Source organism: Flavobacterium sp. GT3R68, from assembly GCF_007109225.1.
GTDB lineage: Bacteria > Bacteroidota > Bacteroidia > Flavobacteriales > Flavobacteriaceae > Flavobacterium.
The window spans coordinates 572,538-597,025 of record NZ_VJZK01000001.1 but is presented as its reverse complement, the minus strand read 5'-3'; the positions used below and the strand labels follow the sequence as shown (position 1 = coordinate 597,025).

The 24,488-nt window shown below is 38.4% G+C and carries 17 protein-coding genes; 11 read left to right on the top strand and 6 right to left on the bottom strand.

Annotation, left to right across the window (positions count from 1 at the left end):
* Position 1: 1 nt before the first annotated feature.
* Together FNW07_RS02560 and FNW07_RS02555 are read right to left on the bottom strand one after the other, a co-directional pair.
* Complete coding sequence (locus tag FNW07_RS02560) at positions 2-2,173, bottom strand: sensor histidine kinase (RefSeq protein WP_126742459.1); 2,172 nt, start codon at positions 2,171-2,173, stop codon at positions 2-4.
* 99 nt (positions 2,174-2,272) lie between these two features.
* Positions 2,273-3,331, bottom strand: coding sequence for an HNH endonuclease domain-containing protein (locus tag FNW07_RS02555; RefSeq protein WP_126742458.1), 1,059 nt, complete (start codon positions 3,329-3,331; stop codon positions 2,273-2,275).
* Between the two features lie 331 nt (positions 3,332-3,662).
* On the opposite strand from FNW07_RS02555, the gene FNW07_RS02550 reads away from it, so the two are divergent.
* From FNW07_RS02550 to FNW07_RS02530, 4 genes are all read left to right on the top strand, one after another.
* Positions 3,663-7,025, top strand: a complete 3,363-nt coding sequence (locus tag FNW07_RS02550; RefSeq protein ID WP_126742457.1) for a T9SS type A sorting domain-containing protein — start codon at positions 3,663-3,665, stop codon at positions 7,023-7,025.
* A 166-nt stretch (positions 7,026-7,191) separates the two neighbouring features.
* Positions 7,192-7,581 carry a (deoxy)nucleoside triphosphate pyrophosphohydrolase gene (locus FNW07_RS02545; RefSeq protein ID WP_126742456.1) on the top strand — a complete coding sequence of 130 codons (390 nt, stop codon included), beginning with the start codon at positions 7,192-7,194 and terminating at the stop codon, positions 7,579-7,581.
* Position 7,582: 1 nt separating this feature from the next.
* Positions 7,583-11,038 carry a DEAD/DEAH box helicase gene (locus FNW07_RS02540; RefSeq protein ID WP_126742455.1) on the top strand — a complete coding sequence of 1,152 codons (3,456 nt, stop codon included), beginning with the start codon at positions 7,583-7,585 and terminating at the stop codon, positions 11,036-11,038.
* A gap of 389 nt (positions 11,039-11,427) precedes the next feature.
* Positions 11,428-12,552, top strand: a complete 1,125-nt coding sequence (locus FNW07_RS02530) for a PQQ-dependent sugar dehydrogenase (RefSeq protein WP_126742453.1) — start codon at positions 11,428-11,430, stop codon at positions 12,550-12,552.
* Positions 12,553-12,555: 3 nt separating this feature from the next.
* Here FNW07_RS02530 and FNW07_RS02525 read toward each other — a convergent pair whose 3' ends face one another.
* Positions 12,556-14,628: a TonB-dependent receptor gene (locus tag FNW07_RS02525; RefSeq protein ID WP_255512718.1), complete on the bottom strand. Its 2,073-nt coding sequence runs from the start codon at positions 14,626-14,628 to the stop codon at positions 12,556-12,558.
* Positions 14,629-14,858: 230 nt separating this feature from the next.
* Here FNW07_RS02525 and FNW07_RS02520 point away from each other — a divergent pair, with 230 nt between their 5' ends.
* Positions 14,859-15,893 (top strand): hypothetical protein, encoded by a 1,035-nt coding sequence (locus FNW07_RS02520; RefSeq protein ID WP_126742452.1) that lies wholly within the window; start codon positions 14,859-14,861, stop codon positions 15,891-15,893.
* Positions 15,894-15,911: 18 nt separating this feature from the next.
* On the top strand, positions 15,912-16,748 hold the full coding sequence (locus tag FNW07_RS02515) for a polysaccharide deacetylase family protein (RefSeq protein ID WP_126742451.1): 837 nt from the start codon (positions 15,912-15,914) through the stop codon (positions 16,746-16,748).
* A gap of 18 nt (positions 16,749-16,766) precedes the next feature.
* On the opposite strand, the gene FNW07_RS02510 is transcribed toward FNW07_RS02515, so the two are convergent.
* A complete protein-coding gene (locus tag FNW07_RS02510; RefSeq protein ID WP_126742450.1) occupies positions 16,767-18,032 on the bottom strand; it encodes a sorbosone dehydrogenase family protein in 1,266 nt (421 codons plus the stop codon).
* A gap of 131 nt (positions 18,033-18,163) precedes the next feature.
* Between FNW07_RS02510 and trxA the strand changes: the two genes are divergently transcribed.
* Together trxA and FNW07_RS02500 are read left to right on the top strand one after the other, a co-directional pair.
* On the top strand, positions 18,164-18,463 hold the full coding sequence (gene trxA / locus FNW07_RS02505) for a thioredoxin (RefSeq protein WP_126742449.1): 300 nt from the start codon (positions 18,164-18,166) through the stop codon (positions 18,461-18,463).
* Between the two features lie 18 nt (positions 18,464-18,481).
* Entirely contained in the window at positions 18,482-18,697 is a 216-nt protein-coding gene (locus tag FNW07_RS02500; RefSeq protein ID WP_126742448.1) for a DUF2892 domain-containing protein, read from the top strand.
* 59 nt (positions 18,698-18,756) lie between these two features.
* Here FNW07_RS02500 and FNW07_RS02495 read toward each other — a convergent pair whose 3' ends face one another.
* The gene (locus tag FNW07_RS02495) at positions 18,757-20,334 is read right to left on the bottom strand and encodes a murein L,D-transpeptidase (protein ID WP_126742447.1); all 1,578 of its coding nucleotides are present in this window, start codon (positions 20,332-20,334) and stop codon (positions 18,757-18,759) included.
* 134 nt (positions 20,335-20,468) lie between these two features.
* Between FNW07_RS02495 and FNW07_RS02490 the strand changes: the two genes are divergently transcribed.
* On the top strand, positions 20,469-20,978 hold the full coding sequence (locus tag FNW07_RS02490; RefSeq protein WP_126742446.1) for a nuclear transport factor 2 family protein: 510 nt from the start codon (positions 20,469-20,471) through the stop codon (positions 20,976-20,978).
* Between the two features lie 68 nt (positions 20,979-21,046).
* On the opposite strand, the gene FNW07_RS02485 is transcribed toward FNW07_RS02490, so the two are convergent.
* Positions 21,047-21,985, bottom strand: a complete 939-nt coding sequence (locus tag FNW07_RS02485; protein WP_126742445.1) for an L-threonine 3-dehydrogenase — start codon at positions 21,983-21,985, stop codon at positions 21,047-21,049.
* 137 nt (positions 21,986-22,122) lie between these two features.
* Here FNW07_RS02485 and FNW07_RS02480 point away from each other — a divergent pair, with 137 nt between their 5' ends.
* On the top strand, positions 22,123-22,707 hold the full coding sequence (locus FNW07_RS02480; RefSeq protein ID WP_126742444.1) for a hypothetical protein: 585 nt from the start codon (positions 22,123-22,125) through the stop codon (positions 22,705-22,707).
* A gap of 74 nt (positions 22,708-22,781) precedes the next feature.
* Positions 22,782-24,440, top strand: coding sequence for a T9SS sorting signal type C domain-containing protein (locus FNW07_RS02475; protein WP_126742443.1), 1,659 nt, complete (start codon positions 22,782-22,784; stop codon positions 24,438-24,440).
* The last annotated feature ends 48 nt before the right edge of the window (positions 24,441-24,488 follow it).

Below are 24,488 nucleotides of genomic sequence, written 5' to 3'. Positions count from 1 at the left end.
ATTAATTAATTTCAGTGGGTAGCCAAATATCAAACTTAGCTCCTTTTAATTCTTTATCTTTAGATACTACAATAAAACCGTTCATTTCGTCAACTATTGATTTTACTATTGTAAGACCTAAACCCGTCCCGTTATGTTTCCTTTCGCCCGTGATTTTAGTACTAAATAACGGCGAAAAGATTCTATCAATATATTCATCTGGCACACCATTACCAGTATCACTAACAATTATATTGTAGCCTATTTTCGTTTCAATTATATTCTTTGAAACCACAATTTTAATCTTACGTACTTTGTTTTCATTGACACAAAAAGTAAATGCATTTGTTATCAAGTTCATTACTATCGATTCAATATCCATTGAATATGAAGTGGCATAAAAATCGTCATATTCTTCTATTAATTCAATAGATTTTGATTCTAAAGCAGGTTTAATTTGTTCAATAGTATCGACAACTACCTTAGAAATCATTCTTTTTCGTTTACTTCTTTTTTCTCTCTCAACTCTTGCCAAAGCAAATGCCCCCCAACCAGAAACTAATTTTGCTTGCTCATATGCCTTATTAAGTTCTGACTGCGCGATATCTATATCGACTGTTAAGTAATCCCGTGCGTTTTTTGAACTGATTTTTAGATTGGAAATGGCATCCTCAGTCTCATGACCAAAGACTGCTGAAGAAATTCCTAGAGTTGCCAAAGCATTTAAAACTCTTTTCTCGTCCAATAAATTTTCAAAGGTGTATTCCGTTTGCTCGATAGCATGACTAATTTTATTAATTGTCATACTTAAAGGCCTACCCTTAAAATCATCCAGAGTCCCAACATGCGCCTGAATTTTTTCAAGTTCTTTTTTGACATCATCTAACTCAGTAGTTATCAGTTTAATGCTATCGTAACTTGTTTTTGGTTTTTTCTCAGGCTTTTTTTCTATTTCTTTTAATAGTTTCACTCTATATGACTCCATAAGAAATACTGCACCAGAAACTACATTTTTTACATCAAAAAACGAATCATTTTCAACTAACCCTTCTCTTGCTGCACTGTCTTTTAGATTATGATTTAAATCTCTAGTTATAAACACTGAGCCCACTAGTTGGTTGGGAGAAATTTTATAGGTATCACGACCAACACCCGCAGGATCTCTTGCTTTTCTTTCTGCTAAATTCAACCAATCATATCCCAGAACACTTTTTGCGAAACCATAAGGTTTCACAACAATATTATCTCTAAAAAATTTTACTCCTGAATTATTATTTAAAAAATCTCTTAAATCTCCTAATTTGAAATTAGTACCTGACAACAAAGAAGTTTTTTGAATAAATAGTGATAAATCTAGATTAAAAGGTCCACTATTTAACTCTGTTTTATTATCCAAATCTTCAATACTCAAGGTTTGGTAAAGCTCAGTAATCTTCATTATCTTGGTAGTAATAACACTATTATACTTGTTTGTTAGTGTATAAATTATTTCATCCCCACCATCATAGATTGCTGTTAAATCTATTTCTGATAATTTGTCTATCGCAGATTTTACCTTTTTAGAATAAGCACCATCAAAGTCATTTGCAAAATTGATTTCAAATTTTTTATCATCAGCTCCTGCAGGCGAAATGAAATATGATAATTCATCATATAAATCTTGTATATTTTGCGACGTCCATTGCTCCCTCAGACTTGTTATAATAATTTCTGTGCCAGAGATTTTACCATCATCTCTTTTCGGTATTGTTAAAGTAGGATTTTCAATTTCTTCAATATCTATTGAATCCAGTGATTTTTTGTCAACATCAAATTGCTCCCAATCAATCCGTAATCCTTGACCAACTTCTAAAGCTGATTTTGTTTTAATCTCTACAATTTTACCTAATCTATCTGTAGCAATCCTTCCAATGCCCTTCTCACCTGTCTTTCTTCTTCCTTTTTCACTTTCTTTAGAATGTCTCTTCTCTGAATAACCGATTACTAACCAGTTTTTATTTATCTCATCTTCTGTCATCCCAAAGCCGTTATCAGCTACTCTGATATAATCCGCTCTAATTTCTACATCAACTTTTGTAGCATCTGCATCATATGCATTTTTAACTAACTCCGTCAGAGCCGTCGTATGATTTTTAATACTATCTCTCCCTAATTGTAAAATTAGTCTTGCATCAATACTAAAATTTTTTCCCATGTTTTTTTCAATAATCGTATAAATGTATGAATTTAAAATTGTAAAAAAAATTCTACCAAATGACTTAACTGTTCCAATTTATTTCATAAGCTAAGTTGATCAAAAATAAGAAAATCCGTTATTATGCGCTATTGTGATTAAAGGCTGTATACTGTCTTTATATCTTAAATATTCAAATTCATTACTACTTTTAAGATTAGGGAAAATCGTTAAATAATCTTCTAAAAGTTTATTTTTAGGATTTTGATTTGAAACAATTTCATATGCAGTTTTTTGCAACTCAAAAAATTTATCAAAATGTTTATCTATAGATGGTAACTTATCACTTTTTGATGAATTAAAACTTTTGTCAATAGGTATCAAATTCCAAATTAAATTATGTGAAACAAAAGCGTGAGGAATAAAATGGTCGATAGCAAAGTTATCTATCAGCAATTTTTTATCTGTAAAAATGCAATTAACAGAGCCAAGTTCTTTAAAAACTAAATCCCAATAATTGGCTCTTTGTTTAATAAGTCCGTTCCTAATTACAGGTTTAATTAATTTGTTGGGAATATCTGGGACATTAGGATTTCTAGATTGAAGAAATAATGATAAATTCCAATAACAAAAGTCTTTAAGAATTTTCGAATTTAATTTTAAATATGAAATCCATTTTGGATTTATAATGATTACATCATCGTACAAGCCATAAATGCAATCATTTTCAAAGTTTTGTGATGAAAAATAAATACGCCTCTTGTGGCTGTTATCGTTTTCACCTTTAATTTTAGGGAACCATGGCGATAAGAACCAATGTGGAACATTTGAATTAAAATGGTTCAAAGCTCTCTTAGTTAAAATGTTCTGTGAATTTTCCAGAACAGAAATCACTTTATCTTTTTTATCATCAATAGCCAACTTCTCATAAACAGTAATTTCTTTTATTGCTTTTTGAATCAAATCTTGTTGCCCAAAAGAGATATGAAAATAATTAACCGTATACCATGAATTACTTATCATTCTCGAGAAAAGTTTTCTTTTCTCAATTTTTTGATTACCTTCTTCAACCAACTCGAGAATTGCAATTAACCAATAAAATTTGTAAGTTGCAGATGTATTTGAAAATGACGATGATAATTTATTTATCGGAAGATCATTTGAAAAAGGAAAGTTCATTCATTTCAGGATTAACAAGTTCTAACCTAGTAAATATATAAGAAAATTAATAAAAAAGGCATACAATTCGGTAACTTAAAAAAAAGAAACGGTGTAAAGCTTTGGTTTACTGCTAGCCACACTCCTTGGTTCGAGCCCAAGAGAGGGAGCAAAAAGCAGACGCCATTCGAAAGAGTGGCGTTTTTTGTTTTATATACTTCCGTAAAATAATTGAAAAGCGGGACAGCCATGTCCGGCTTTTTTAATGCCCTCATTTTGTTGTATTTACAACATTTTTCATACCCTACCCCATCAAAATTTTCCTTACCTTTAAGGTCCTAAATTATTGATTATGAGAAATATATACGTATTTATCTGGTTAGTAGCAGCAGGATTATCCGGTAACACTTTCGCACAATCTGCCCCTCAGTTACAATGGGCTTTCAGCGCAGGAAATCCCACACCCTCCGCCGCGTTCGTTCAAAGTAATGCCATAGCGGTCGACGCAGCCGGCAATCGCTACATAACCGGCCGTTATACCTTAAACGCTGATTTTGATCCTTCACCCGCTGTCTTCAATTTGAGCGCAACCTACATCGATACGTACTATCGCCCTGACAGGGGTGATGTTTTTTTCGCCAAATACGACCCAGACGGTCATTTACTGTGGGCCAAAACCATCGGTGGACCCGATTCCTATTATGGCAGTGATAGTGGCTTTGGAATTATATTGGACAACAGCGGCAACATACTCATTATTGGTAAGCGGGGAGGTATTTTTGACTTTGACCCTTCAGAAGCTACCGCAGAATCTTTTGCTGAATTCGGTATTTTTGTCACCAAATATGATTCTGATGGAAATTACCTTTCGTCCTTTACCATTTTAGTCAGCAAATACAATAGCCTCTCGTCGTTTACAACAGACACCGCCGGGAACATTTATTTAACAGGCAGTGACCTTAGTGATGTCGATTTTGATCCTTCGGAAGCCATCGTACAGATAGCGGGAGGTTTTCATCAGTTTGTCGCGAAATACACGGCCAGCGGAAATTTTGTATGGGTAAAACCGTTAGTGGCAACAGCCTCCACCCGCGCCATTGCCGCCGATACTGCCGGTAATATCTATCTGACCGGCCAATTTTTAAACACCGTCGATTTCGACCCTTCTGCGGCCACCGCCAACCTGACCTCCCATACCGTAGATTTTCAGGATGGCTTCATCGCCAAATACGACGGGAACGGGAATTATATCTGGGCCAAAGATATCGGAGGCACTACCGCAGATCCCAATCCAAATGCCATAGCAGTGAACGCAAGCGGACAGGTTCATATTATAGGTGCATTTTCAGGCACTGTCGATTTTGACCCGGGGACAGCGACCAACAACCTCACAGCGACCAGCGAGTGGAATAATTTTATGGCCAAGTACGACACCAATGGAAACCACCTGTGGGCAAATTCCGTCGGTGCGGCAGCTAATGGTTACGGGTTTAATGTCATTAAAATTAACTCCTCCGGACTCATTCATATTGCAGGGAATTTCCGTGATACCGTCGATTTCGATCCTTCTGCGGCGACAGCCAACCTGACCTCGCAGGGCGAGCGTGACGTTTTTATGGCTCAGTACAATACCAACGGAAATTACATTTGGGCGAAGGCATCAGGCGGAACCGGTGATGCCAATATGGGATCGATTGCCCTGGACAGTAACGGAAATATAAACAGTACCGGAAATTTCAGTAAGCTGTTTGATTTTGATCCGTCAGGGGCAACCCAGAACCTCAGCTCCATTGGTAATTTCGATATCTTTATTTCCAAATATTCTTCCGCGGGCGCTTTTCTGAATGCAGGCATAATCGGTGGCTATCCTACCGGTGACTTCGCCGAAAACGAGAACAAAGTCGCATTGGGTCCGACCGAATCGATTTATGTTGCGGGTGTCTTTTCAAACATTGTCGATTTTGACCCTTCGCCGGCCAAAGTGAATTTAACCGCTCTCGGTCAAAAAGATATTTTTATCGCAAAATACACTCCGGCAGGAAATTACAGTTGGGCCAAATCTATTGGAGGAGTCGCCAGTGAAAGCATGTCGATAACAGCACTAACGGCCGACACCAATGACAATGTGTATATTACCGGTTATTTTTACGGTACGGTTGATTTCGATCCATCCCCCAACACCGCAGCATTAACCTCGGTGGGTTTTAGTGATATTTTCATTGCCAAATACGGCCCGTCCGGGAATTATCTATGGGCCAAACTTATCCAAAAAACCGGCAATAATTCAGGGACGAATCCCATAAAATCAATCGCAGCAGATGCGAATGGGAACATCTATATTTCAGGATATTTTGAAGGCTCGTTGGATTTTGACCCTTCGCCCGCCAATGCGATACGCACTTCCACACAATTTTATGACATCTTCATGGCCAAGTACGATTCTAACGGAAACTACCTCTGGGCAAACGCCATTGGAGGCAATTGGTACGACCGGGCAAACGCGATGTGCCTGAGCAGCAACGGAGACATTTATATCACCGGTCCTTTTGCCGATGTGGTCGATTTTGACCCGTCAGCAGGTACCGCGATTCTCGATGGTGGTGGCCTCAACAACATGTATTTCGCCAAGTACAATAGCAATGGCGGACTATTGTGGGTAAAAGGCATTCTGGGATTGGATGTCGCCGAATTCGAGACGATGGCGATTAATGCCAACAATCAACTCTACCTCAGCGGAAGATTCGTGGGCAGTGCCGATTTTGATCCGTCGGCCGCCGTTGCAATTACGACCTCCTCAGGCAGTGTGGACCACTTCATTGCCAAGTACGATGGGAACGGCAATTATCTGTGGGCGAAACCCATTACCGGAGATTCATCGCCCTATATCAATGCGATTGTGGCAGACAGCGAAGACAACCTGATCATGACCGGGGAGTTTGGAAGGTCGCAGGGTAACAGCGGCACCACCATCACTTTTGACCCCACCAATCCCGCGACTACCCTAACCACCACGGATGGAAGAGATCTTTTTTTAGCCAAATTCAATGGTAGCGGAACATACCTTTGGGCGAAATCAGCCGGAAGCGTTTTGGACGAATCGGGTAGTTCCATGGCGATAACCCAAAATGATGAAATGGTACTCACCGGATCCTTTATGCTGACCACTGATTTTGATTTCTCCACTGAGGTGTCAGAGTTAAAAGCGCTGAACTCTTCCGACATGTTTTTGGCCACCTACAAAGACTGCAGCCCCACTCCGGTTACTGTTACCCTATTGGCAAATGCATTAACGGTCACCACACCGGCGGATTCCTACCAATGGATTGACTGCAACAATAACAACGCCCCGGTTACAGGAGCCACTAACGCCTCTTTTACGCCAACGGTCAGTGGAAATTACGCCGCAATGACCCGATTCAATGGCTGCCGAAATACGTCCAGTTGTCAGACGTTCTTAAGTGCGCATTCTGCATTGGCCCATTCTGCAAAACTGTATCCGAATCCGACAACGGGCATCTGTACAATAAAACTGCCGACTACTTTCGAAAATACGACCATACGGGTTACGGATGTGATTGGAAAGATTATCAAAAAAGAAAATTTTAAAGGACAGCAGGAATTTATAGTTTCGCTCGAAGAAGCCGCAAAAGGGATTTATTGGGTGCACCTGCAATGTGATGAAGAAACGGCGGTGTTTAAGGTGATTAAAAATTAACAAGCATAAAGTTGAATTATTAAGCCATTCGAAAGAGTGGCTTTTTTTGTTTATATCATATCTGCTTGTGCTTAAAAAATACTTTTGAAACAAAAATGGATTATACTTGTTCTTAAATTGTTCAGTATATTGCACTATAAATTTTTAACCAATAATATTTTTATTAATGAAAAGTATTGAAGTAGTTGCGGCTATAATAATTTATAACGATAAAATTTTATGTGTTCAACGTGGCACAAATAAGCTGGATTACATCTCTCATAAATACGAATTCCCAGGTGGCAAAATGGAGATTGGTGAAACTAGAGAGGAAGCTATTAAAAGAGAAATATTTGAAGAATTAAAAATGGAAATAAAAGTTAAGGAAGATTTTATTACGGTAAATCATCATTATCCTGACTTTATACTGACAATGCATAGCTTTATATGTTTATGTGATAATCCAGACCTTACTTTAACAGAACATGTTGATTTTAAATGGCTAAACAAAGATGAATTGATGAATTTAGATTGGGCTGCTGCTGATATCCCAATTGTAAAAAAATTAATGAATTAATATGAGTTTAATAATTACTCAATTAGAGCAAAGTTTACAAACAGGTTTTTTAAGCCGAAGTCTTCCTTCCTATAGCGGATATCTACCCCAATTATTAGTTAATGATAAGATTGAAGGTAAAAAAGTTCTTTCAACGATTATACAAGAATTAAATGATTGTGAAGAGTTTTGGTTTTCAGTGGCATTTATAACAACAAGTGGTGTTGCAAGTTTAATAGAAACTTTAATCGATTTAGAAAGTAAAGGTATTAGAGGTAAAATATTAGTGTCTCAATACTTAAATTTTACGCAGCCTGAGGCTTTGAGAAAACTATTACAATTCAATAATATTGAAGTAAAAATAGCTGTTGATAGTGCTTTTCATTCAAAAGGTTACCTTTTTAAAAAAGGAGAAGTATATGATTTGATTATAGGAAGTAGTAATCTAACCGCAAGTGCGCTATCTACGAATATAGAATGGAATTTAAAAATTACAGCAACACCCATAAGCCATATTATTTTTAATGCGATAAAGGAATTTACAGCTGAATATGCAAAAGCTGTTGTTGTTGATTCAGCTTTTATCGCAAACTATGAAGTTTTATACAAAGAACAATTTGCTTTTAATAAAGCGCTTAAAAATAAATTAATTATTTCTAGTATAAAGGAAATAATTCCAAATTCAATGCAAGTGGAAGCCTTGCGCAATCTCGAACGATTGCGAATTCAAGGTAAATCAAAAGCATTATTAATATCAGCTACAGGAACCGGAAAAACCTATTTATCAGCATTCGATGCAAAGAAAACTAACCCAAAAAAATTCCTATTTGTAGTACATCGCTTAAATATTGCAAAAGCTGCAATGCGGACATACCAATCAATATTTGGTAATTCTAAGACTATGGGGATATATTCTGGAAGTAGTAAAGACCTACAAGCAGATTTTATTTTCTGTACTGTCCAAACAATTTCTAAAGAGGAAAATCTGAAACAATTCGAACAAAGTCATTTTGATTATATCGTAATAGATGAAACTCATAGAGCAGCTGCAGCATCCTATCAAAAAATAATGAATTATTTCACTCCTAAATTTTTATTAGGAATGACAGCAACTCCTGAAAGAACTGACGGATTAGATGTTTTTAAGTTATTTGATTATAACATTGCATATGAAATCCGTTTGCACAGAGCTTTAGAAGAGAATATTCTAAGTCCATTTCATTATTATGGCGTAACAGATATAACTGTGAATGGAAGTTTATTAGACGAAAAAACAGATTTTAAGTATCTAGCTTCTGAAGAGCGAATAGACCGAATAATTGAAAAGGCAGGTATTTATGGTTGCGATAATGGAAATGTAAGAGGATTAATTTTTTGTTCGTCCCTTCCAGAAAGTAAAGTCCTTTCAGAAGGATTTAATAAACGAGGTTTAAAAACAATCTCCCTTTGTGGAGAAAATATTGAAGAAGAAAGAGCTCAAGCAATCTTAAAACTTGAATCTAAAGATGAGCAGAATAAAATTGATTATATATTCACTTACGATATTTTCAATGAAGGAATTGATATTCCCAGTGTGAATCAAGTAATAATGCTGAGACCAACTCAATCTGCAATAATATTTGTTCAACAACTTGGTCGCGGACTAAGAAAAATTGACGATAAGGAATATTTAACAGTAATTGATTTTATTGGGAACTATAAAAATAACTTTTTAGTCCCTATTGCACTATATGGCGACACTTCTTATAATAAAGATTCTTTACGAAAATTAATGTCGAGCGGAAGTAATTTAATACCTGGAACGTCTACAATAAATTTTGATAAAATCTCAAAGGAGAAAATATTTGAAGCCATTGATACTGCAAATATGCAATTGAAAAAGGATTTAGTCAACGATTACAGACTATTAAAATTCAAATTAGGCAGAATTCCTATGATGGTTGATTTTATTGAACATGGTTCTAGAGATCCATTTCTTTATGTAGGTTATTCAAAATCATATTACAATTTTATGATGGATTTAGAAGATAGTTTAAAACCATTATTGGATGATAACGAAAAAAAACTGCTTGAGCTTTTTTCAAATGAAATAAATAATTCGAAACGTGTTGAAGAAAGTCTAATCCTTAATAGCATAATAGAATTAGGCAAAATTAATATTTCGGAGTTAAAAGATTTGGTAAATAAGGAGTATGACTATAATCTTTCAGACGAAACAATTCAATCATGTATAAATAATTTGAATTTTAAATTTATAACTGAAAATAAAAATAAAAAGCTGGTCACTGTTCATGAAATATATGGTATTAATGTTTTAAAAAAAGTTGGCAATCAAATTATAATTGATGAATCTTTCTCTAAAACATTGAAAAAATTAACTTTTTTAAAATTCTTAAAAGACAATGTTAACTATTCAATTCAAACATTTAATAAATTATTTGTGAAGAGTAAATTTATTGAGGGTTTTGTTTTGTATCGAAAATATTCACGGAAAGATGTTTTTAGAATTTTAAATTGGGAAAGTAATCCTTTAGCACAAAATGTTGGCGGTTATATGATAAGTTCTAGTAAAACAAACTGTCCTATTTTCGTAAATTACCACAAAGAGGAAAGTATTTCTAGTACTACCAAATATGAAGATGGTTTTATAAACAATTCAGAATTCGAATGGATGTCTAAGTCAAAACGTACTTTGAATAGTCCTGATGTTTTATCAATTAAAAATTATAAAAGTGGTTTGCGTTTGCCTCTTTTTGTAAAAAAAAATAATGATGAAGGAACAGAATTCTATTTCATGGGAAATGTAACTCCAATTGAAAATAGTTTTAGGCAAACATCAATTCCGGATGATAACGGAAAACAAGTGTCTGTTGTTAAAGTTCATTTTTCTATGAATAATACAGTTGAAGATTCTATTTATGAATATTTGACTAATAAGTTTGATAATGCTTCAATTGATGTTGTTTCAGATGAAATTGAAGATTCAATTATTAATCCGTTCAGAATTCTACCTCCCGAGGAAGTAAATGAATATGAAAATTGTATCCCTCTTTACAATATAAAAGCTGCAGCGGGTAATTTTAGTAATTTACAAATTAACTCAGAAACCGACTGGATTGAATTAATTAAACCCTTTAAATATAATCACGATTATTTTGTATGTAAAGTAATTGGAGAATCTATGAATAAAATTATTCCTAGTGATTCTTGGTGTTTATTTAAAAAAGATCCGGGTGGTTCAAGATCCGGTAAAATTGTATTAGTTCACCAAACTAATATTCAAGATTCTGATTTTGGTTCCGGTTTTACCGTAAAATTATATGAAAGTAAAAAAACGGTTACTGAAGAAAATTGGAATCATAATTCAATAATTCTGAAACCACACTCTACTTTGCCAGGATATTCAGATTTGATTTTAGTAGATGAAGATTTAACTGATTTTAAAGTAATTGGAGTTTTTGTTGAAGTATTGAATTAAAATATTTTGCATCCTTAAAATCCAGACAGAAATCCAGTTAAAGAAAAATCCGCAATAACACACATACCTCCCGTTCGCAGTAAACTCCCTTCTGCACGCTGCTTTATCCCTTCCGCACGCTGCTTTATGCTCTCCGCACGCTGCTTTATGCTCTCCGCACGCTGCATTATCCCTACCGCACGTTGCTTTGTCCCTCCCGCACGCTGCATTATCCCTTCCGCACGCTGCTTTCTTCCTTCCGCACCCTGCTTTTTCCCTCCCGCACGCTGCTTTACTCTCTCCGCACGCTGCTTCATGTCTTCCGCACGCTGCTTTATGCCTTGCGCGCAGTAGTATACTTCCGCTGCTTTTCACTATCTTTAAGTTTCGTTTTGCTAAAAAGAACCGTCATGAAAAAAATCCTATCGTTCTATCTTTCCGTCTTTTCGTTGCTTTTTATAAGCTGCGAAGCTCAGGTAAAACCCAACGATGTTCCCCTTAAAGCCGAAGTGAAAAACTACACGTTCCAAACCGTCGCTTCCGGTATTGATATTCCGTGGGGAATGGCCTGGTTACCGGACCGAACCTTATTGGTTACCGAAAAAAGCGGCACGCTATACCAAATCAAAAAAGGCGTAAAAACCAAAATAAAGAATGTCCCTAAAGTATATGTCCACGGACAGGGTGGCTTATTGGACATCGCCGTGCATCCTCAGTATGCTAAAAATGGCTGGATCTATATGACCTATGCATCAGATGAAAGCGGAGGTGATGGCGGCCATACCAAACTGATACGTGCCAAAATCGTTAACGGAAGCCTGACGCAAATCCAATCGCTTTACAAAGCCACACCCAATACCACCGCCGGACAGCACTTTGGTTCCCGCATTGCCTTTGACAACAAAGGCTATTTGTATCTCTCGATAGGGGAACGTGGCGAACACTTCAAAAACCCGCAGGATATCCAACGCGATGGCGGAAAAATATACCGCTTCCATGACGACGGAAGCATCCCAAAAGACAATCCTTTTGTGAATCAGGCTGGCGCGAAAAAAGCAATTTATTCGTATGGGCATCGCAATCCGCAGGGAATGGCAAAAAATCCCACTACAGGCGCCATCTGGACGCACGAACACGGCCCGCAGGGTGGCGACGAAATCAACATCATCAAAAAAGCCGCGAACTACGGTTGGCCGGTGGTGACCTACGGCATCGATTATGACGGCACCACCATCAGTAAACAAAGTGAGAAACCCGGTATCGAAAAACCCATTTACTATTGGATACCGTCCATCGCTCCCAGCGGAATGGCTTTCGTCACCGGCAATGTGTATCCCGAATGGAAAGAACATTTATTAGTTGGCTCACTGAAATTTCAATATCTGGAATTGGTGAAGCTGAAAGGCAACCAGGTTATCGGACGGCAGAAAATCGCCACCAATATCGGCCGCATGCGGAATGTAGCGCAAGGCCCGGACGGTTATATCTATATGGGTGTCGAAGGAAAAGGAATTATCCGGATCATGCCGAAGTAGTTTTTACCTGAAAACATACGCGACAGAAAAACCGCCATAATAATTTACCGGGTTTCCGGGGTAAAAATAGCGGGGCGCAGCATTCCCAAACGCCACCATATTCGGGACAATACTCGCTGCATATTTGGCATCCAAAGCATTATTGACTCCCGCATGCAATTCCGTTTTCAGGTGCTTCAGGATTGTAAAAACATACGCCGTTTTAACATCGAGCAGCGAATACCTTTCGGTATATTTGGTGTTGGCATCGTTCAGCGGAATTTTCCCCGTCATGCGGAAAGACGAATTCAGGCTCCATCCACATCTGGTGTTCACATCCACTCCGAAGTTATACTGTTCATCAGGAACTCCCGTCAGTTCATTTCCGGAATAATCAGCATCGCCATCGACAAAGTCCTTAAATTCAAAAGTATTGACCGCCCCTGAAACATACGGCGTGAGTTGAAAGTGTTGACCGTCATAAAGTTTATAATTAATAATGAACTCTAAGCCGGAATGCGAACTGCTGCCTGCATTGATTCCCACATATTGATCATCGGCCGTGCGGCGCGCCACCAGAAGATTCTTGATTTGGGTGCTATACAGTGTGACTTCGGTATATAATTTTGCTGACCAATTGCCTTTAAATCCCACTTCATAGTTCCACCCGATTTCCGGTTTCAGATTGGTATTGATCTGGCCTTCCGGCGTCAGTGTCTCCGCAACGGATGGAACCGAAAATCCTTTACTTACGGATGCGAACAGGTTCTTCCCTGGACTGACTTTATAAGACAATCCCAAGCGTGGTGACCAGACTTCCCCAAAAGTAAACGGGTTCTCGGGAGTATTCTCAAAGACGTCATTTAAAGTATATTTGGTCGTATTGAAAGCAATACCGGTTTCGAGATGTAGGGATGATAAAAGCCAGATTTCCATTTGCAGAAAATAATTGGCATACTTCCGGTTTTGCCTGATGTCACTGAACTTATCCCCTTCAATGCTTCCCTGTCCCGGCTGCGATTGATACTCATTTTCAAAAAGAGAATACTGGTAGTTCTCGCTTAACAATTCGGTACCAAAACTTAATTCGAAAGGACGCGAAAACAATTGTTCTTTATAATTCACATTCGCACGAAAACCGAAGGAACTGGTGTTTTCATCCAAAATATCAAACGGCCGGGGTTCATACGCGTCTTTTAAATTGGCAAACACACTCGTCTGCAAAACCCATTTCTCAGAAAGCTGATGACTGTACCCCAAACCCAACATAAATTTATCAAATGATTCATAACCTTTCGCCGCTGCCCAAGTGGTGGCAGCATTCTGCGGATTGTTTTCCAGATCGGTTTCATTCAGCGAACTGGGAATAAAAGCTTTTAATTTGGTGAAAATCCCTAAAAAAGACAAACTGCTATGAGCTGTGATTTTTTGCCTGCCATGAAAATTAAATGACTTTCGGTTATACGAACTGTTGTCCCTGAATCCCTCGCTTTGCAAATCGGTATAACTGCTGTATAAATTGTATTTGGCATTGCTGTATCCTGCCGAAAGACGTTGCTGCAGCAAACCGAAACTCCCCGAAGTAAGGGATGATTTTCCAAAAGATTCCAACGACGGTATTTCTCTGGAAAACAATTGGATCACGCCACCCAAGCCGGAACCAAAGCTGGTGGAATTGGGGCCTTTTGTGATTTCTATTCTTTCGATAGCCGCCAGATCAATATCATCAATAGTGGTTTCCCCTTCGGCGGAAGTCAACGGAATCCCGTCAAAATACGCTTTGATCTTAGTGGTTCCGTATTGGGACCGCGCGCCAATTCCCCGAATCGTAATCCTGTTGGTATTCAACGCCCCTTGCTGCATGGTGACCCCGGGGATTTTATTCAAAACCGGCGTCAGCACAATGCCGTCACTTTTGTTGAGGTCAGCTTCCGTAATCACCGAAATGGAAGAAGCGGTATTCTGCAGTGCATTTTTAATGGGCGGTCCTTTCAAAACAACCTGCGAAAGTACAATTGTATCTTTTTTGCCCTGAGCACAAACAGCAACGCCGGTAATTACCAAAAGCAGTAAAGTGAAAAGGAAATTTTTGAACAATGGTTTGCTATTTAGAGGATTAGAAAAGTTTCATAAAGTTAGCTTTTTCTTTCGGTTTTCAAAAATCTATTGATGAAGCCATAATTAACTTAAATTTGTTCCGTTTAAATACAAGTAAATCAAGTCTTTGAACCGATTATGTTAAAAATTAGCACCATAAAACGATTACTGTTAGTTTCCAATTCCTAAAATGCTTTATATTTGTGAAAATCCATCTTTAGAATTTATTTATGAGAAAGCCGTTTATTGTTCTTGTCCGCATACTTCCAATAGTATTACTTTGTGTTACCAGTTGCAAAAAAAATGATACCATTGTCACGGCAAGTGAAAATAAAAAAAAGGATTCCATTACTACAGTAACCGAAACCAAAAAAGCAGCCACCGTCATCGATACCGCTGATTATAACAAAAGAATGCTGGCAATCAGTAACGGTGATACTACCGGAAGATGGCCTGTAAAAACACCTTACCCATTACCGGGCGCTATTTTACCGTACAACCGGATCATTGCATTTTACGGAAATTTGTATTCCAAAAGAATGGGGATTTTGGGCGAATTGCCAAAAGACGAAATGCTGAAGAAACTTCAGGGAGAAGTTGCCAAATGGCAGGCAGCCGATCCAACGGTGAAAGCCATTCCGGCATTGCATTATATCGCTACCACTGCACAGGGTGTTCCCGGAAAAGATAATAAATACCGCATGCGTTTGTCACTGCGCCAGATTGATACGGTGATCAAATGGGCTAAACCTATCGATGCGCTTGTTTTTCTTGATATTCAGGTGGGACACAGCACGGTAAAAGAAGAAGTGCCTACGTTGGAACAATATTTAAAATTACCACAGGTACATTTAGGAATCGATCCGGAGTTTTCGATGAAATTCGGACATGTCCCGGGAAGAAAAATCGGAACGATGAATGCGGATGACATCAATGACGCTATTGATTACCTGGCCAAAATTGTACGTGAAAACAATCTGCCTCCGAAGATTTTGGTAGTGCACCGTTTTACACAAGGAATGGTAACCGATTATAAAAGAATCAAAAAAGTTCCTGAAGTTCAGATCGTAATGGATATGGACGGATTCGGTCCTAAAATTTTGAAAAAATCTACATACCTGACTTATATTAAAAGAGAGCCGGTGCAGTTTACAGGATTTAAACTGTTTTATAAGAATGACATTAAGAAAGATCCAAACGGACTTTACACTCCTGAAGAATTGCTTAAGTTCACCCCAATCCCGATGTATATTCAATTTCAATAATTCCTGGTAGATTCCTCTATGAAAAATATTTCTATTTCCTTTGTTATGTTGCTTTTTTTAGTTGTTGGCTGTCAGTCTGAAGCGAAAAAAGACAAAACCGAACCTGTGGCCGTAAAGCCTGTTAAAAAAGAAGTTGTCAAAAAAACAATGGCTGATGCGGCTACAATTCTGGCAAAAAAGGAAGTTCCGGTGCTGTGCTATCACCACATCAAGAACATCCAACCCGGTGACAGTGAATACAAAAGAGCCTATACGGTAACTCCGGAGGCTTTTGCAGAGCAGATGAAAACTTTATCAGAGAATGGGTTCCATACCATCAGCCCAGACCAATTATACGATTACCTGGCCTATGATGTGCCATTGCCGGCTAAACCGGTAATGCTCACATTTGATGATACCAATCTGCAGCAATATACTGTCGGTGCCGCCGAAATGAAAAAGTATGGTTTTAAGGGCGTTTTTTTCATCATGACCGTTTCTATTAACCGTCCCAACTACATGACCAAAGAGATGATTAAGGAGCTAGCCGATGACGGACATGAAATTGCAGCCCATACCTGGGACCATCATATGGTAACCAAATATTCGGGTGAAGACTGGAATCTTCAGTTCGCTAAACCAAAAAAGAAGCTCGAAGATATTACCGGAAAACCTTTAAAACATTTTGCTTATCCATTCGGATTGTGGAATCAGGCGGCCATTCCTCAACTAAAAGAGAAGGGTTACAAAATGGCATTCATTCTTGCTACCAAAAGAGACACTCTTGATCCTTTATACACTGTCAGAAGAATCTTGGTGCCAAGTTCCTGGTCGACTGCGGGAATGCTGAAAGCCATGGAATCGTCTTTCCACTAAAAATAAACAGGAAAACTTTTATTTAGCGGCGATGCGCCAGACCGTATTGGTCTTGTCGTCCGTCAGTAATAAAGATCCGTCGGGATGAACAAAAACTCCCGTTGGTCTTCCGTGTACCTTATCTTTATTGGGATCAATAATAAACCCCGTAAGAAAATCTTCGTAATCACCGGAAGGTTTTCCGTCTTTAAACGGAACAAAAACCACGCGGTAACCCGAAAGTATTTTCCGATTCCAGGAACCATGCTGGGCAATGAAAGCGCCGTTTCTGTATTTTTCAGGAAAAGCTGTTCCGGTATAAAAAGCCAATCCCAGAGAAGCTGTGTGTGACCCTAAAGCCAAATCAGGAACGAGGGTTTTTTCAACCAGATCCGGTTTCATTTCCTTCACCCGGACATCAATATGGTTTCCAAAATAAACATACGGCCAGCCATAGAACCCATTTTCTTTAACAGAAGTCAGATAATCCGGCACCAAATTCTCCCCCAAACCGTCACGTTCATTCACCACCGTCCATAACGTTTTTGATCCGGGCGCCCAATCCATGCCTACCGGATTCCGAAGACCCGAAGCAAACACTCGCAACTCGGTACCATCCGGATTTAATTCCAAAATACACGCCCTTGAAAGTTCGTTTGCAATTCCATGTTCCGCGATGTTTGATCCGGATCCAATCGAAATATAGATTTTGCTTTTATCGGCATTGGTGATGATATTTCGCGTCCAATGCTGGTTGTGTTTTCCGGCAGGAAGATCCGCAATTTTTTCTCCTTTGCCGATTATCTTTGTTTGGCCTGGTTGGTATGGATACCGAATCAAAGCATTGGTATTGGCCACATAAAACCAATTCCCGATTACCAGCATTCCAAAAGGCTGATTGAGGCCATCTGTTAAAAAGGTTTCCCGCTGATCCGGGGCGCCATCCTTGTTTGAATCCCTCAATAACGTAATGACATTGGCACTTGGTTTGAGATTATTGGATCTTCCGGCCCCTATTAGTGAGGCCCCTATGCGCTTCAGCCAACTGTAATTGGAATTACTCTGCACCACCAAAACATCGCCATTGGGTGTAATACAAATCCAACGGGGATTTTTAAAACCGTCAGCATACTTGCTCACTACAAATCCTGAAGGTGCAATTGGTGTCTGGCCCCCTTTCCATCCGATTACTTTGGAATAATTGCCCGTTGCTTTGGATGGCGGAGGCAGCGTTGTCGTTTTTAAAGTATTTTGGGCAAAACAAATTAAGGGCAAAATCAGCATGAATAATAGATGACGTTTCATGAGCATTGGTTTTTGAGACATGTCTTATAAAGGTACTGATTTACAGTTATTTAATAAAAATTTAATGCTGCTAATATTTAGAGTTTTCAAAATATTCAGTAACTTTATTCGAAATTTTTGAATATGATGATATGAATACATTTTCAGATCTCATCAATAGGGATAAGCTGGTCCTGGTGGATTTTTTTGCCACCTGGTGCGGTCCATGCAAAGCTTTAACGCCAATTTTGAAGGAGGTAAAGGTCGAATTCGGGGACAATATATCCATTATAAAAATTGACGTCGATAAAAACGAGGCGCTTGCTTCGCAGTTTCAGGTACGAGGCATACCGACGATGCTGCTGTTCCGGAATGGGAAGCAACTCTGGAGGCAGTCAGGCGTCCTTTCTAAGAATGATTTGGTTAGTGTTATAACACCACACCTGCTTTAACTTTTAAAAACATTCCAAATGAAAAATAATATGGGAATGCTTGACAAGTCCATCCGCATCATTATTGCAGCGATGTTGGTATATCTGGTCAATACTGATGTAGTCACGGGAACACTCAGTTACGTGCTATCGGCTATAGCTATAATGTTTGTTATTACCAGTTTTATTGGGTGCTGCCCAGTATATATGCTGTGGGGATTTACTTCCGCTCCAAAAGAAGAGGATGAGATTTAATACTTTATAAATAAAACCCCGTAAGTTGGCACCTAACGGGGTTTTATTTATAAATTTCATTACTTCTTAAATATCAAGGAAGCCAATTCAGGATCTCGTTCATAAATATCCTGATAGAAATGCACCGCTCCTCTGTCGTCCACCCAGGCGGTAAAATAACCGATATACACTGGGATTTTATTTTTAAGTGTATACCAGGATTCCACTCCTGCATCCATTGCTTCATCGATTTTTTCACGTGTCCAGTTCTTATCATCCTTTAAAATAATTTTGGCCAGTTCTGCTGGTTTCTGAACACGGATACATCCGTGACTGAAAGCGCGGTCCTCACTGTTAAATAAGTTTTTGGAAGGCGTATCGTGCAGATAGATATTGTTCGAATTTGGAAACAAAAACTTGACCTTTCCCAATGAATTTTGGGGTCCAGGACGTTGTCGTACATTTCCCTCAAACCACTCCATTTCATGTTCCTCCAGATAATTCGGATTCTCATCAATGCCCGGAAGTATTTCCTTTTTAAGAATGGTCGTCGGCACATTCCAATACGGACTAAAAACGATGTATTTCATGGTGGCACTGAAAATAACGGTTTTATTCAACGCTTTACCAACTACAACATCTGAGCGCAGTTCAGGCTTGCCATCTTTGAAATAGGTTAATTGGTACGACGGAATATTTATCACAATGAATTCTTTTGATTTGGTGATGTCATTCGAAATCCAACGGCAACGTTCCATATTGATCATAATGGTTTTGATACGGTCGGCTATCGGGACATTCATTTCTTGGATATGTTCCGGTAAAATTGTCTTGTTGACGATATTCCCGTTCCGTTGTTTATACTTTAATACCCCTGCAACCAGCGTTTTATCATAAACAGCACTCTTCGAATCCATTCGAATGTCACCCGTAATGAACAATCTTTCTCTGATTTGTGCAATCGCTTTGGCACTATCCCCAGGTTTGTAAGATTTTATTTTCGAATCTACAACAATAGTTTTCCAGCCTCCTTTTTTTTCCAATTCACGATAGCGCTGCAACACCGTTTTTAGACGATAATACTGGCTCAATACGCCTTGTTCATTTTTGTTGATTAATGCAGGATTTGCCAATAACGAATCGAGATAAGTGACGAAGGACTGCTTTTTTCGGGGCAGATACCATTCCAATTCGGTTGTTTTTTTGGCATCCAGTCCGTGAAATACTTTATGGGCATAAAAAAAATACAGGGAAGAACTCAGCAGTTCGGTTTCAATGTTGGGTTTTTGTCCGTTTTCCGGATGTTCATACACTTCATCCAGCCTGTCTTTATAAGGAACAACGGCCTGAACCCCTTCATCGTCGAGATTATTGATTTTGTCATATAACAAATTTCCAAACTCATTAATCCCGTTTTTATCGTACCACACATAATGGTATTCGTGCTTGCTGTACAAAGATTCTACTTCGGCCTGATATCCCTTTAATTTCGGGTGTTTTGAAAAAAAATCGTTGATAACACCGCTATCAAAAGGTATTTCATATTCTTTTAATTTACTTTGATTCTCGGCTATTTTCTTTTCGCGTTTGTTGCAGGAAACAGTGGCGAAAAATAACGTGCAAAAAATAATCATCATTGGGGCATACAACTTTCTCATATATGAACTTATTTTTTTTATAAAAATAACCAAAACGCCATCACATAAACTACCATTTTAACTTAAAATACTATATTTACATAACAATCATTACGGATTTATATTTTTATTATACCAAATTTAATACCATTTTCATGAAAAAACTCTTCTTTTTTATCGGAGGTATCGTATTGTTTTCCTCCTTTGTTCCGTTTAAAGATGTTCAGCAGGAAAGGGCAAAAATTAACGCAACTCTCGATGCCTGGCATAAGGCTGCTGCCGAAACCAATTTTAACGAGTACTTTGGTGCAATGACTGAGGACGCCATATTTATTGGTACCGATCCAACCGAAAATTGGAACAAAACCGCTTTCATAGCTTTCGCTAAACCTTATTTTAACAAAGGGAAAGCCTGGAACTTCAAAACAGTGGAACGTCACATTTATTTCAGTAAAGACAAAAAAACAGCCTGGTTTGATGAACTACTGGATACTCAAATGAAGATTTGCCGTGGATCCGGCGTTTTGGAACTACAGAACGGAAAATGGAAAATTGCTCATTACGTATTGTCCATCGCTATTCCAAATGACAGCACCGATGAAGTGGTCAAACTAAAAACCGCATTTGATGATGCTTTACTCGTGAAACTGAAAACGTCTAAATAATCAGAATTACATAAATGATAACGCCGCCCTGAAACAGAAGCGGCGTTTACTTTTATATACAGTTCGGTTTACGATAAATGTTCCAACATATCGGTAGTCATCGAAGTTAAATCGAATTCGTGCTTCCATCCCCAATCTTCTCTGGCGCTCGCATCATCGATACTCGCGGGCCAGCTGTCGGCTATTTTTTGACGAAAGTCCGGAGCATAGGTTATTGTGAAATCCGGAATGTGTTTTTTAATTTCCGCGGCAATTTCTGTCGGCGTAAAACTCATGGCTGCCAGGTTATACGAAGAACGGATTTTTATTTGCTCTGCGGGTGCTTTCATGATATTAATCGTTGCATTGATGGCATCATCCATATACATCATCGGCATTTTCGTTTCCGAAGAAAGGAAACATTCGTATGTTCCATCTGCTAATGCTTTATGAAATATATCAACCGCATAATCGGTAGTTCCACCTCCGGGAGGCGATGACCAACTGATTAAACCGGGATAACGGATGCTACGGACATCGACACCAAAAATGTTATGATAGTATTCACACCATCTTTCGCCTGACTGTTTGCTGATTCCATAAACAGTAGAAGGTTCCATTATGGTATATTGCGGGGTGTTTTCTCTCGGAGTTGTAGGTCCGAAAACAGCAATGCTGGACGGCCAGAATATCTTTTTTATTTTTCCGGCTTTCGCCAGATTCAAAACATGGAAAAGCGAATTCATATTTAAATCCCAGGCAAATGCAGGGTTTTTTTCGGCCGTTGCCGATAATAAAGCAGCCATTAAATACACCTCATCAATTTGATGTTTCTCAATAAGATTTTCAATTTGGTTAAAATCCAACGCGTTGACCACTTCAAAAGGCCCTGAATTGACTACATCAGTATTTAATTTTCTAATATCGGATGCAATAACGTTTTCTGTACCGTAAATAGCTCGTAATTTTTGGGTGAGTTCCGTGCCAATTTGGCCGCAAGCTCCGATAATCAAAATTTTTGTACTCATATGTAATAACGATTTGAAGAGCAAAGATAGCGATTTCGAAAAATAAAAATCAATATGTCGCCAATTCGGTTACAAATATTAACTCCTGATTCTGTTTTCATAATTTACCTTTGTAACTTTGCTCAAAATCCATAAAAATGAAAATCCAATTTTCGTATATCCTTCTTTTACTTCTGATGTTGACTTCCTGCAAGGAAGACCTCGCTAAACGGACTTCTGAAAATGCAAAAGACGCTAAAAAAAAGGACGTTATTTTTGAAAATATCAATAAGGGTTGGAATTTTAATGGGCAGCCATCCAACGCAACTTCTCAATCGCTTGCCAACACTTGGAGTGAATGGAGAATTTTTCTGAACGAACTATCACAAAAACCAAAGAGTACTATGGGTGCCTTTCAAAAAAAGGCCAAAACACTTTCAGTAAAAGTGACGGAATTGAATAATAATATTCCGGCTACCTATAGTAAACCGGCAGTAAAAAGCAGGATTGGAGTACTGACCACCAAAATTAATTCACTGAATTTGTACATCAACCTGGATGAAATTCCGATTCAGAAAGTCCTGTCGCTGATTAGCGAAATCAATATTGAGTTAGCCTCGCTTCAGGCACAATTTGATGAAATTGTCCGGAAAAATCTAATCCCGAAAGAAGAGGGTGAATCCGATTTAATTAAAATGCTGGATACTTCCCGAGCTGTACCCACCACTAAGATACCTGAATAAAAATAATTTTTTAGTAATTGACTTTATATCAAATACTTAATCGTAATTTTACTGAATATTTAATATCGTCACTTATGCCAAAATTTTACACTTTATTTAAAACCATTCTTTTTGGACTCATTGGGCTTATGTCTTTCAATAATACTGTTTCCGCACAGACCACCACATGGGATGGAACAATTTGGGATGCGGGCGCTCCGGACAACAGTAAAGACGCGATATTTAACGCCAATTATTCTTCGGTAATTGATTTTGCGGCCAAAACGGTTTTAATAACAAACAATTCTTTGGTAACCATCTCTTCGGGGCATACGTTCACAGTAGATAACAACATCAACATCGCAGCCGGTTCCAGTCTGGTTTTTGAGAACAATGCCAGTTTATTACAAATTAACGCCGCGGCAATCAATACAGGAAACATCACCTTCAAGAGAAATGCTACAGCAATGCGTGAATTTGAGTACACGTATTGGTCATCCCCTGTTACTGGACAAACATTAGCAGGCTTTTCACCTTTGACCGACCCCGATCGTTATTTTTCTTTCGATACCGCTGCGAATACATGGGTAAGTGAAAACGGAAGCAACACTATGATTCCTGGAAAAGGATATGCTATTAGTGCGCCGGATGACTATACTCCCACACCACAGATTTTTAACGGAGAATTCACTGGAAATCCAAACAACGGGAATATAACAGCCGGAGTGATCATCCACAACCCCGCACTATTGGATTACAACCTTCTGGGAAACCCTTATCCTTCCGCTATTAGTGTAGTTTCCTTAATTAACAATACTACGTTAGGAACGCTTTATTTCTGGACACATAATACTGCCATTACAAACAATTCGTTTTCAAGTAATGATTATGCCATCCGAACTAAATTTGTGGGAACCCAAGCAGTAACGGGAGGTAGCGTCCCAGGAGCTTATGTAGCATCCGGACAGGGATTTTTTGCATCTTCAAGCGCAACAGGGACAATCACTTTTACAAATACAATGCGCGTCAGCGGAAACAATTCGCAATTTTTTAAAAATACTGAAACCACCCAAACCGATCCACAATATTATTACACCTGGCTGAATATGACTAACACCGGAGGTGCCTTTAAACAATTGGCTTTCGGGTATGAGGAGGGCGCTACTAACGGCTATGATTTTGGAACCGATGCCGCTGCTGCACCCGGAACCTTTATCAATTTCTATTCTCTGATAGGAACCACAGGATATGCAATTCAGGGAAGAGCATTTCCCTGGAATATAACCGACCAGATTGCATTGGGTTACTCCACTACTATCGTTGGCCCATTTGATATTACACTCGATCATAATGACACTTTTTTTGATTCCAAGGATATTTTTCTTCAAGATTTAACGACCGGGACGGTTCACAATCTAAAAACCGGTCCTTATACTTTTAATACTGCCATCGGTACTTTCAATTCGAGATTTGTAATTCACTATGTAAATCCATTATTATCAAACGAAGCCCATGTTTTGGACACCAATACTGTTGCGGCGAGTGCTAAAAATAATGTGATTACTATTGAATCTACTTTAGTTAAAATTAAATCCATTGAAGTTTATGATTTATTGGGAAGACTTCTTTTTGAAACCAATAATCTTAATCAAAACCAATATGTGATTTCAACACTTACAGCAAAAAACCAAGCGTTGGCTGTTAAAATAAAACTGGAGAACAATCAGACAGTGATCAAAAAGCTGATGAATTAGATTCCACAAATACTTCAATCCGGTTCTTTTTCTAATTTCAGAGAAAGA

Coding starts and splice junctions, on each gene's coding strand:
- FNW07_RS02560 (WP_126742459.1), bottom strand. CDS start 2,173: ATGGGAAAAAATTTTAGTATTGATGCAAGACTAATTTTACAATTAGGG.
- FNW07_RS02555 (WP_126742458.1), bottom strand. CDS start 3,331: ATGAACTTTCCTTTTTCAAATGATCTTCCGATAAATAAATTATCATCG.
- FNW07_RS02550 (WP_126742457.1), top strand. CDS start 3,663: ATGAGAAATATATACGTATTTATCTGGTTAGTAGCAGCAGGATTATCC.
- FNW07_RS02545 (WP_126742456.1), top strand. CDS start 7,192: ATGAAAAGTATTGAAGTAGTTGCGGCTATAATAATTTATAACGATAAA.
- FNW07_RS02540 (WP_126742455.1), top strand. CDS start 7,583: ATGAGTTTAATAATTACTCAATTAGAGCAAAGTTTACAAACAGGTTTT.
- FNW07_RS02530 (WP_126742453.1), top strand. CDS start 11,428: ATGAAAAAAATCCTATCGTTCTATCTTTCCGTCTTTTCGTTGCTTTTT.
- FNW07_RS02520 (WP_126742452.1), top strand. CDS start 14,859: ATGAGAAAGCCGTTTATTGTTCTTGTCCGCATACTTCCAATAGTATTA.
- FNW07_RS02515 (WP_126742451.1), top strand. CDS start 15,912: ATGAAAAATATTTCTATTTCCTTTGTTATGTTGCTTTTTTTAGTTGTT.
- FNW07_RS02510 (WP_126742450.1), bottom strand. CDS start 18,032: ATGAAACGTCATCTATTATTCATGCTGATTTTGCCCTTAATTTGTTTT.
- trxA (WP_126742449.1), top strand. CDS start 18,164: ATGAATACATTTTCAGATCTCATCAATAGGGATAAGCTGGTCCTGGTG.
- FNW07_RS02500 (WP_126742448.1), top strand. CDS start 18,482: ATGAAAAATAATATGGGAATGCTTGACAAGTCCATCCGCATCATTATT.
- FNW07_RS02495 (WP_126742447.1), bottom strand. CDS start 20,334: ATGAGAAAGTTGTATGCCCCAATGATGATTATTTTTTGCACGTTATTT.
- FNW07_RS02490 (WP_126742446.1), top strand. CDS start 20,469: ATGAAAAAACTCTTCTTTTTTATCGGAGGTATCGTATTGTTTTCCTCC.
- FNW07_RS02485 (WP_126742445.1), bottom strand. CDS start 21,985: ATGAGTACAAAAATTTTGATTATCGGAGCTTGCGGCCAAATTGGCACG.
- FNW07_RS02480 (WP_126742444.1), top strand. CDS start 22,123: ATGAAAATCCAATTTTCGTATATCCTTCTTTTACTTCTGATGTTGACT.
- FNW07_RS02475 (WP_126742443.1), top strand. CDS start 22,782: ATGCCAAAATTTTACACTTTATTTAAAACCATTCTTTTTGGACTCATT.